The organism is Fulvivirga kasyanovii, assembly GCF_009711405.1.
Taxonomy (GTDB): domain Bacteria; phylum Bacteroidota; class Bacteroidia; order Cytophagales; family Cyclobacteriaceae; genus Fulvivirga; species Fulvivirga kasyanovii.
Genome location: NZ_SMLW01000673.1, coordinates 5,325 through 16,130, shown reverse-complemented (window position 1 = coordinate 16,130; position 10,806 = coordinate 5,325). Strand labels below are relative to the sequence as shown.

General features: G+C 44.2%; 8 protein-coding genes. 7 read left to right on the top strand and 1 reads right to left on the bottom strand.

What is annotated here, in order from left to right:
• The first annotated feature begins 10 nt into the window (after positions 1–10).
• The 7 genes from E1163_RS28050 (at position 11) to E1163_RS28020 (ending at position 10,163) form a co-directional block, all read left to right on the top strand.
• Positions 11–1,675, top strand: coding sequence for a glycoside hydrolase family 28 protein (locus E1163_RS28050; RefSeq protein ID WP_221418098.1), 1,665 nt, complete (start codon positions 11–13; stop codon positions 1,673–1,675).
• 36 nt (positions 1,676–1,711) lie between these two features.
• Positions 1,712–2,455, top strand: coding sequence for a rhamnogalacturonan acetylesterase (locus E1163_RS28045; RefSeq protein WP_246223963.1), 744 nt, complete (start codon positions 1,712–1,714; stop codon positions 2,453–2,455).
• 5 nt (positions 2,456–2,460) lie between these two features.
• The gene (locus E1163_RS28040; protein WP_155176708.1) at positions 2,461–3,264 is read left to right on the top strand and encodes a rhamnogalacturonan acetylesterase; all 804 of its coding nucleotides are present in this window, start codon (positions 2,461–2,463) and stop codon (positions 3,262–3,264) included.
• Positions 3,257–5,752 carry a glycoside hydrolase family 95 protein gene (locus E1163_RS28035; protein WP_343033992.1) on the top strand — a complete coding sequence of 832 codons (2,496 nt, stop codon included), beginning with the start codon at positions 3,257–3,259 and terminating at the stop codon, positions 5,750–5,752. Before E1163_RS28040 ends, E1163_RS28035 begins: the two co-directional genes overlap by 8 nt.
• A gap of 40 nt (positions 5,753–5,792) precedes the next feature.
• Positions 5,793–6,869, top strand: coding sequence for an oxidoreductase (locus E1163_RS28030; protein ID WP_246223962.1), 1,077 nt, complete (start codon positions 5,793–5,795; stop codon positions 6,867–6,869).
• 185 nt (positions 6,870–7,054) lie between these two features.
• Positions 7,055–9,094 carry a pectinesterase family protein gene (locus E1163_RS28025; protein WP_155176706.1) on the top strand — a complete coding sequence of 680 codons (2,040 nt, stop codon included), beginning with the start codon at positions 7,055–7,057 and terminating at the stop codon, positions 9,092–9,094.
• 118 nt (positions 9,095–9,212) lie between these two features.
• Positions 9,213–10,163, top strand: coding sequence for an alpha/beta hydrolase (locus tag E1163_RS28020; RefSeq protein ID WP_155176704.1), 951 nt, complete (start codon positions 9,213–9,215; stop codon positions 10,161–10,163).
• A gap of 42 nt (positions 10,164–10,205) precedes the next feature.
• Here the strand turns inward: E1163_RS28020 and E1163_RS28015 are convergent, their stop codons facing one another.
• Positions 10,206–10,565, bottom strand: a complete 360-nt coding sequence (locus tag E1163_RS28015; RefSeq protein WP_155176702.1) for a winged helix-turn-helix transcriptional regulator — start codon at positions 10,563–10,565, stop codon at positions 10,206–10,208.
• Positions 10,566–10,806: the final 241 nt, after the last annotated feature.

Below are 10,806 nucleotides of genomic sequence, written 5' to 3'. Positions count from 1 at the left end.
GACAATTCGTATGCAAAAGAATATATTGAGGGCATTCATGTTGCTATTGGTACTTTCATACCATCAGGGGAGAAGTCAGGAGGATAAAATGTACGCAGGGGTTGAATTTGAAATGCCCAAAGTGAGCACCCCTTCTTTTCCTGACCATGCAGTAAGTATAAAAGACTACGATGCCGTGAGTAATGGCATATTTGACAACACCCAGGCTTTTGCCCGGGCTATCGATGCCCTTTCTGAAAAAGGTGGAGGCAAGCTTATTGTGCCAAGAGGTATATGGCTGACTGGCCCTATTGTTTTCAAAAGTAATATCAACCTGCATGTAGAGCAGGGCGCACTGATTGTTTTCAGTAAAGATAAAAGCAAATACCCACTCATAGGGACCAGCTTCGAAGGTCTGGATACCTACCGTTGCCAGTCACCGATCTATGGAAAAGACCTGGAAAACATCGCTATTACAGGCAAGGGGATCATTGATGGCTCCGGAGACTCGTGGAGACCTGTGAAAAAAGGTAAAATGTCGCCGACCCAATGGGCACAGTTGTTGAAGTCAGGGGGTATTGTGAGTGAAGATGGCAAAGTATGGTACCCGTCTGAGGCCTATGAAAAAGCCCAGAAACTGGTGAAGAATTTTAATGTGCCCCCATATGAAACACGCGAAGAATTCGAAGCGGTAAAAGACTTTTTACGCCCCGTAATGGTCAGTTTTATCAATTGTAAGAAGGTATTGCTTGATGGCCCCACTTTCCAGAATTCGCCGGCATGGAACATCCACCCTTTAATGTGCGAAGATGTTACCATCAGAAACCTGACCGTCCGCAATCCCTGGTATTCGCAGAATGGCGACGGCCTTGACCTCGAATCGTGTAAAAATGCATTGATCTATAACAATACCTTCGACGTAGGTGATGATGCTATTTGTATCAAATCAGGTAAAAATGAAGATGGCCGGAAGCGTGGTATACCCACAGAGAATGTGATTGTAAAAAACAATACAGTGTATCATGGCCATGGAGGTTTCGTGGTTGGTAGTGAAATGTCGGGAGGGGTAAAAAATATCCATATTTCCAACTGCACTTTTATAGGTACAGATGTAGGCCTCAGGTTTAAAAGTACCCGCGGCCGTGGAGGTGTAGTAGAGAATATTTATATCTCCAATATTGATATGATTGATATACCAACAGAAGCTATCAGGTTCAATATGTTTTACGGAGGCCAGTCTCCCATACTGGAAGAAGGGCAGGAGGTAGCCGAGACAGATCAGGAGCCAATGCCCGTTACTGAGGAGACACCTTCATTCAGGAACATTTATATGAAGAACATTACCGCTACCGGTTCAGGTACTGCGGCCTTATTCCAGGGGCTCCCTGAAATGAAACTAAAAAATGTAACGCTCGAAAATGCCTTATTGGAAGCAAAAAATGGTATTACCATAATTGATTCTGATCAGATAACATTTAAAAATGTGAAAATACTGCAGGAAAAAGGCAATGCGCTTACCATTTTTAATGGCACCAATGTAGATATCTCGAATCTGGACTACAAAGAAGGAAGTCAACCTGCTGTACGTGTGCTGGGTAACGCTTCAGAAAATATCCATTTTAATAAAAGTGAAATTGAAAAAGAGCAGATTAAGATGGGGAGTGAAGTAAAAAAGAAGGCCGTTAAGCTCAGGTAAAATAGTTCTGTATCCATTAAAACCACATAATTATAAATGATGAAAACCCTCATACTGCTGCTTTTATTTAGTCCGTTAGCTTTTCTGCTGCAGAACGATGAAGTAACCATATACCTGGTGGCCGACTCTACTGTGGCTGACAAACCTTTTAAAAATGGTAATCCTGAAAAGGGGTGGGGCCAGGTTTTTCCCTTGTATTTAAAGGACGGCATCCGTATAGATAACCATGCAGTCAATGGCCGAAGCACAAAAAGCTTTATGGACGAAGGCCGATGGGACAAGGTACTGTCGCTGATCAGTCCGGGTGATTACGTGATTATCGAGTTCGGGCACAACGATCAAAAAATCAAAGACCCCAAACGCTACACCGACCCAGATACTGCATACAGAGCCAACCTGAAGAAATATATAGCAGATACCCGTGCTAAAGGAGGAAAACCAGTGCTGGCAACACCTATCGTTCGCAGGGAATTCGATGAACAAGGAAAGCTCGTCGATACTCACGGTAAATACCCGGATGTAGTGCGTCAGGTGGCTAAAGAAGAAAAAGTGCCATTACTTGATCTGGAGGCTAAAACACGTGAACTGCTGATTAACTATGGAGAAGAGAGTTCGAAACAACTTTTTCTTCACATTAATCCGGGGGAATATTCGTCGTTGCCTGATGGTCGCGCTGATGATACCCATCTTTCACCATACGGAGCCTTTAGGGTGTGCGATCTTGTAGTGGAGGAAATACATAGTGAATTGCCTGAATTAGTTCAATATTTAAAAGACTGACCCAAATGAATAACAAAGAAAGAATAATACTGGTCATTACACTCGGCCTGTTGGCGACATCCTTTTTGGCAAAGCAGGAAATTGTTACCATATATCTGATTGGAGACTCTACCGTAGCTGATTATAGTGATAATTATGATGAAGGGAAAGACTACATGAAAACCAGATATCCCGTAACCGGTTGGGGGCAGGTATTTCAGCCATTTATGGCAGTAGATAGCCTGAAAAAATTAAAACATATTGTTCGCGGTGATAGCGTTGTGGTTGACGACAGGGCCCGGGGAGGAAGAAGCACCCGCACATTTTTTCAGGAAGGCAGGTGGCGAAGCGTCTATGATAACCTGAAGAAGAACGATATAGTGATGATGCAATTTGGTCATAATGATGCGGCAGAACATAAGCCGGAACGCTATGTAGATATCGAAGGATACAAAGAATTTCTGCGGCTCTACATCACACAGACTCTTCAGAAAGGGGCCATACCCATAGTGATCACCCCGGTAAACCGGAATTATCCCTGGAAGGATGGTCAACTGGAAAATGTGCACGGAGACTACCCACAGGCCGCAAAAGATGTGGCTAAAGAATACGGTGTTCAAGTAATAGACCTTACCCAGCGCTCCATCGATGCCTTTACTGCCAAAGGAAAGGAATACGTTACCAATAACTATTTTATGAACCTCCCGGCCGGTAAATATGAAGCATATCCTGAAGGAGAGAGTGACAATACCCATTTCCAGCCGGAAGGGGCAAAAGCAGTGGCACAACTTGTTTTTGATGGCTTAAAAGATCTAAAGAAGGGTGGTTGATGTACTCAACATAAAAAGAACAGCACTCAGTATACTTTTTGGTCTTACCCTTACCTGGAGTGTGGGCCAGCCAAAAGAATCGCTGAAGCTGTGGTATGATGAACCGGCTGAAAACTGGAATGCAGCCTTGCCAATTGGCAATGGAAGGATCGGAGCCATGATATTTGGTAACCCCGGTAAAGAAAAGCTGCAACTCAATGAGGAAACCGTTTGGGCAGGCGAACCAGGGAATAACCTGCCTGCCGGCTTTAAAGAAATATTACCGCAAGTACGGGAACTGCTATTTGCAGGTAAACACAAAGAAGCGCAAGATCTGCTCATGAGCAAAGTCCCTCGCCATGCCCCTGCCAATAATAATTACGGTATGCCTTACCAGCCCGTTGGTAATCTGAATATTGATTTTCAGGGGCATGAAAAGGCAGCGAAATATTACCGAGACCTGGACATTGCAAATGCCGTTGCCAAAGTTTCTTATGAGCTGAATGGGATCAACTATACCCGTGAAATATTTTCTTCATTTACCGACCAGGTTATCGCTGTCAGGATTACTGCCGATAAACCGGGAAGCATAAGCTGCAACATTAGCTTTGACAGTCCCCATGAAAAATATTTGACAGAGGCTATGGGCGAGGCGCTGGCTTTATCAGGTACTTCAGGTGACCAGGACAATAAGCAAGGAAAAATCCGGTTTCATGCCCTTGTGCAACCTGAAATTGAAGGAGGTAAACTTGTGATCAGCAACGATCAGGTAACTATAGAAAAATCAGATACCGTTACCCTCTACATTTCTATGGCTACTAACTTCAAAAGGTATGATGATATAAGTGGGGACGCTGTGGGAAAGGCCAGGCAATTCCTCTCTCAGGCTGTAAAAAAAGATTATGCTCAATTGAGAGAAGATCATATCCGCTTTTATAAACAATACTTTAACAGGGTGAGCCTTCGTATAGGTGGTAATAACAGTGAGGACAAACCTACTGACGAAAGGCTTAAAAACTTTACTAAAGACCAGGACCTGTCCCTCGTTTCCCTGTACTTCCAGTTTGGCCGTTATTTGTTGATCTCCAGCTCCCAGCCCGGTACACAGCCCGCAAACCTTCAGGGTATCTGGAACCAGGAGATTGCCCCACCGTGGGACAGCAAGTATACCGTAAATATTAATACCGAAATGAACTACTGGCCAGCGGAGATCACAAACTTGTCGGAACTACACCAACCCCTCTTCTCCATGATCAAAGACCTGTCCGTTACCGGAAGGCGGAGCGCACATGAAATGTATGGAGCAAGAGGATGGAACATGCACCACAACACTGATATATGGAGAATCACCGGCCCGATAGATGGGGCCTTTTATGGCATGTGGCCTATGGGCGGCGCATGGCTGACCCAGCATTTATGGCAACACTATTTGTTCACAGGGGATACCGGGTTCCTCGAAGAGGTATACCCGGTATTAAAAGGCGCAACACTCTTCTATGTCGATGTATTGCAGGAAGAACCCGGTCATCACTGGCTGGTAGTTAGCCCTTCCATGTCTCCCGAAAACAAGCATCCCGGAGGTACATCCCTGGCTGCCGGCAATACCATGGACAATCAGTTGGTATTTGATGTTTTTTCTAATTTTCTGAATGCGGCATCAGTACTTCAAAAAGATGAAAGCCTTGCCGACACGGTTAAATACCAACTTCAAAAACTGCCGCCCATGCAAATTGGCCAGCATGGCCAGTTGCAGGAGTGGCTTGCCGATTGGGACAGACCCGATGATAAACATCGTCATGTATCCCATTTATATGGCTTGTATCCTTCCAATCAGGTATCACCATTTACCCGGCCTGACCTGTTTGCTGCGGTCAAAACTTCTCTTATACATCGGGGCGACATCTCTACCGGCTGGTCAATGGGTTGGAAGGTTAACCTGTGGGCTCGCCTGTTGAATGGGAATAGGGCCTTCAAGCTCATTACCGACCAGTTATCACCTGCCGGGGAAGATAAAGGAACCAATGGAGGAGGTACTTATCCGAACCTGCTGGATGCCCATCCGCCCTTTCAGATAGATGGTAACTTTGGTTGCACTGCCGGCATTGCGGAAATGCTTCTGCAAAGCCACGACGGAGCGCTGTTTGTACTCCCGGCCTTGCCAGATCTTTGGAAAGAAGGGGAAGTTTCAGGCCTGGTAGCAAGAGGGGGCTTTATTGTCAGCCTTTCCTGGAAAGAAGGTAAGGTGGAGAAGCTGGTAATTCAATCCTCTTTAGGGGGTAACTGTAGAATAAGATCGGCTAATCCATTGAAATTGGCCAAGGGAAAATTGAAGACAGCTTCAGGTGACAACCCAAATCCATTTTATTTACAGGCGGCTGTAAAAGAACCCCTGATCAGCGATAAAGCTGAGATTAATGATATAATTGTTCCCGAAACATTTCTATATGACTTGTCTACGGAGAAAGGGAAAACCTATGTGTTGTATCGTAAGGACTTGAAGAGTGATTAGATTTATAACACTTAAGCACCTTTGGAAAACCCTTTGAATAATGAATATTAGCAATATGGAGAATATTAAAGTAGGATTAATAGGTTATGGTATGGGAGGTCGTGTATTTCATGCTCCTTTGATAGACCATGTTAAAGGCCTTGAACTAGTCAGGATAAGGGAAACGCGGGAAGAAAATATCAATATTGCAAAAAACAGGTATCCCCAGGCTGAAATTGTATCGGATGCCCTAAGCATAATCAATGATCCTGAGATAGATCTTGTGGTGCTGGCCGTGCCTAACAGTGCGCATTATTCACTGGCCCATGCCTCGCTGCTGGCTGGTAAACACGTAGTGGTCGAAAAGCCCTTCACCGTTACCTCGGCAGAGGCAGATGATCTGATAAAACTAGCTAATGAAAAGCAGAAAGTACTGTCTGTTTATCAAAACCGCAGATGGGACAGCGATTTTCTGACCGTGCAAAAGGTGATGGAAAGTGGCAAACTAGGTCGTTTAGTAGAGTTTGAGAGCCATTTCGACCGTTTCAGGAATTTCATAAAGCCCGATACATGGAAAGAGGAAGGCTCCTTAGGCACAGGTTTATTATATGACCTGGGCTCCCACCTGATCGATCAGGCGCAGGTACTCTTCGGGCTACCAGAAGCGGTGACCTGCTTTATGAATATACAGCGCGACAACAGCCATATCGTAGATAACTTTGAGTTGATATTACATTATCCAAACCTCAAAGTAACCATCAAATCCGGAATGCTGGTTAAAGAGCCGCTGCCCAAGTATATTTTACTGGGAACCCATGGCTCGTTTGTTAAATACGGCCTGGATATACAGGAGGCCACACTCAATGAAGCAAAGAAATCACTGACAGATCAGGACTGGGGCCGGGAGCCTGATAACCAATGGGGCACCATTAATTATATGGATGAGCATGGAGACCATCGGGAAACCGTGAAAAGTATAAATGGCAATTACCCGGCCTACTACGAAAATATTTATGAGGCTATTACCGGTAAATCAGAGTTACAGGTAACACCGGAGCAAGGTAGAAATACCATACGCATTATTGAACTGGCCATGAAGAGTAATAAAGAAAGACGAACCATAATTTATAACGAATAATGAAAAAATATAGCTCTATCATTTAGCAGTAACCAGACGCTTACTAATAAGACCGCGCCAATTATGGGCAGGCTTATGTTTGAAATTTTAAAAGTTACTCTACTGATGTAGCACCGATCTCGCCATAACATTCCCCATGTGCTATGGTGCTTTTTGTTCAATCTATAACCTTAATTTATTAAACCATGAGTACATTAAAAATTCCACTCAAATTCATTTTGACTGTGATCGGCCTGGGGCTGATCTTTACTTCTGCTTTTGCTACTACCGCTGCTGATGCAGATATCATAGTAGCAAAAGATGGGTCAGGAGATTACACTTCAATCCAGGCTGCTATTAATGCAGTGCCTAGTAATTCTTCAACCCGAACTGTAATCTATTTGAAATCCGGCTTGTATAATACTGAAAAGCTTATTGTACCGTCTGATAAGAAAAACGTAACTTTTCTGGGCGAGAGCAGGACAGGAACTGTCATTAGCTATCATATCTATGATTGCTCCAGCGGCAAGTGCCCGGTTGAGGATGCAGCTTTATGGTCTGATGATATCATAAGGACTTCAGCAACCCTAACCATTGTGGCCGATGGTTTTAGAATGGAAAACCTTACGGTTCAAAATACTGCGGGACCTGTGGGGCAGGCACAGGCACTTACCGTAAGAGGAGACAAAGCCGTATTCATTAACTGTGATTTTAAAGGCTATCAGGATACCATTTGGTTTTGGAACAATGGTAAGAGGGCTTATTTTAAAGGTTGCCTGATAACAGGAAGGACAGATTACATCTACGGGGGAGGAATCGTTTTTTTAGAGGAGTGTGAGATTAGAAGCTGGGGAGGAGGATGGATTACAGCCCCATCTACAATTGAGACACAGAAATATGGATTTGTGTTCTACAAATGCCAACTCACTTATGCAGACAATAGTCCGAGAAGTGGTGATGACGGTAAAAAAATAGCACTTGGAAGGCCATGGCATAACTACCCTAAAACTACCTGGATATACTGCAATATGACCTCCATGATCGACCCACTGGGGTGGCCCACTACCTGGAATATGGATTATGCAGCAACATCTGATAAGCTGGAGTTATACGAATATCAAAATACAGGCGGCGGTGCTGATATGAGTGGCAGGGCAAACTGGGCAGGTATAAGAGCGTTAACCCCTTCCGAAGCTCCTTTGTACGAAAGAGCTACCGTTTTGGCTGGCAACGACAATTGGGATCCTGTTGAGACAAGCCTTACCAAACATGGAGCCGGCTCCAGCATGCAAACTATCAACTTAGGTGACGCTATCACTGGGTTTTACTATTCATGGACAGGAGCTACTTCGGTAACCGTATCAGGTTTGCCATCAGGTATTAACACCTCTATTAGTACCTCAAATAAAACCGTTACATTAAGTGGTACTCCCACAGAGGCAGGAACTTTTGTCTATACAGTATCTACAGTAGGAGGCAGCACAACAGCGTCGCATAGCGGTAAATTTACTATTAACGCACCTGCAACGATCACCTATTATCAATTGAAAAACAGAGGAACCGGATTGTTTTTAGATGGCATGGGAAGAACCGGAAACGGCGACATCTGCGGCCAGTATGCAGGCACAAACCATGTGAATTCACATTGGCAGATGGTTGATGTGGGCAGTGGTTACTATCAATTTGTAAACCGGGGTACAGGAATGATACTTGACGGTATGGGATCCACTACCAACGGTGCTAATTGTGCACAATGGGCTAATACTACACACCAAAACTCGCACTGGGCAGTAGAGCAATTTGACGGAGATTATTCCAGGATCAGGAACCGGTCTACCGGAATGTTTTTAGATGGATATGGACAAACCACCAATGGCGCTGACTGTAAGCAGTATGCCAATACCAGCCATCCTAATGCACAATGGCTTTTAGTTAAAGTAAGTAGTACTTCAAGCTCCAGAACTGCCGGAGTGTCAGAACCTGTTATATCTTCTTCTGAAGGTTCAGAGGGCATTAAGGTTTACCCCAACCCATTTCAGAATGAGCTATTCATCAATATGGGACAAGCTGGAAAGCCACTCCGCATAGAGATCTATAGTATTCAGGGGAAATTGATTGAAGCCATAAATGAACCGGTAATGTATGGTCAGCAGGTTCATTTGGATATCTCTGAGAGAAGCAATCAGTTTATCTTGAAGGTGGTTACTGATAAAGGTAGTTTTACTCAAACAGTGATGAAACAATAAAGATTATGGCTTATGTAGCCATGTAATACAGAGGTCATTCTGAAAAAGAACTTTTCAGAATGACCTCAAAATGCTGAACTGGCCAGATGATTAAAAAAAAGAACTATCGCCCTTTTGCATGAAGAAGAAATATTTTTGCACGCTACTGCTTCTGTTCGTATTTATTCAAATGTATGCTCAGCATTATGATTACCCCCGGGATACATCCTACTCTATTCGAAGTGCATACCTCAAGCTCAAAAAGTATCATCCGGAAATAGAGCCCATCTCGCCACAGAAGCTTGACGGAGTTGAAGAAAGCTACAACGTTCCATATGTAAATGTAGGGAGGGATCTTACCGTGGATGTTTTTTATCCGGTCCGGGGGGAAGATAAAAAGTATCCCGGAGTGCTGCTGATATTTGGCGGAGGATGGAGCTCGGGAGAAAAAGCCAACCAGATTCCCATGGCACAGCACCTGGCTGCTAACGGATACGTGGCGGTGGTTGCGGAGTACAGGCTAAGTCCGGAAGTGAAATACCCTGCTGCCGTTCATGACCTTAAAGCCGCTATTCGCTGGATGCGGGCCCATGCAGAGACTTACCAGCTTGATACCACCAAGATAGCCACGCTGGGATGCTCGGCAGGAGCACAACTGGCTACACTGCTCGGTGTGACCGGGAAAATGAAGAAGTTGGAAGGCAACGAGGGAAATTTACAGCATACCAGCACAGTACAAGCCATAGTCAATATCGATGGAATTGTATCATTCGTACACCCTGAGGCAGAGGAGGGAAAATATGCTGCTAAGTGGCTGGGGGGATATAAAAGCGAGATCCCGGAAATATGGAAAGAGGCTTCACCTCTTGAATATGCAGGCAGCTCTACGCCACCTGTTTTGTTCATCAACAGTGCCCAGCCCAGGTTCCACGCAGGCCGGGATGATATGATCAAAATTTTAAATTCACATAGCATCTACAGCGAAGTACATACTATAGAAGGCACACCTCATTCCTTCTGGCTTGTGCACCCATGGTTTGAACCTACATTGAATTTTACAGTAGATTTTCTAAATATGGTTTTCAAATAAGAGACGCAGGATCAAAAATACGTGGCTTACAGGTGAAAGCTGTTAAAGCTTCAACATTTGCTCACGGTATTTAATGCCCCACTCACCCATGGCATCGAGGATGGAGTTGAGGCTTCTCCCGTATTCAGTAAGGTCGTACTCTACAGTTACAGGCATGGTGTTGTAGACTGTGCGGGTTACAAGATGGTTCATCTCCAGGTCTTTGAGTTCCTGCGACAGCATCTTTGGTGCTATACCGTCCAGCTCCCTGCGCAATTCCATAAACCGCATTTTACCACGGTAGTACAAAGCACCGATGATCGGTGTTTTCCATTTGCCATTCAACAAATCCTGAGTGTCTCTCACGCCCTGGATCAGAACTCTGCATCTGGTGGATAGTTCTGGTGCTTCCTTCTTCTTCATGTCTGTTCTTAATTAGTATGGTGGGTGTAAAAATGGTGTAAACTATAGTTCAACCGGCCATTATTTCTCATCTGAACTGCAATTTAACAGGTTGTAAATTTAAGAAAAAATATTGATAGTTACTTTTTAGTAACTAGTTACCAATAGGTAACAAATATATCCTGGTAACCTATCCTTCCGTACATTTGAAATATTGAAAGGTTAAACGAAAGTTAACGAATTTGGGTGGTATACCCGGTTT

Bases quoted from the DNA above. Each gene is read 5' to 3' on its own strand.
- E1163_RS28050 (WP_221418098.1), top strand. From the start codon at position 11: ATGCAAAAGAATATATTGAGGGCATTCATGTTGCTATTGGTACTTTCA.
- E1163_RS28045 (WP_246223963.1), top strand. From the start codon at position 1,712: ATGATGAAAACCCTCATACTGCTGCTTTTATTTAGTCCGTTAGCTTTT.
- E1163_RS28040 (WP_155176708.1), top strand. From the start codon at position 2,461: ATGAATAACAAAGAAAGAATAATACTGGTCATTACACTCGGCCTGTTG.
- E1163_RS28030 (WP_246223962.1), top strand. From the start codon at position 5,793: ATGAATATTAGCAATATGGAGAATATTAAAGTAGGATTAATAGGTTAT.
- E1163_RS28025 (WP_155176706.1), top strand. From the start codon at position 7,055: ATGAGTACATTAAAAATTCCACTCAAATTCATTTTGACTGTGATCGGC.
- E1163_RS28020 (WP_155176704.1), top strand. From the start codon at position 9,213: ATGAAGAAGAAATATTTTTGCACGCTACTGCTTCTGTTCGTATTTATT.
- E1163_RS28015 (WP_155176702.1), bottom strand. From the start codon at position 10,565: ATGAAGAAGAAGGAAGCACCAGAACTATCCACCAGATGCAGAGTTCTG.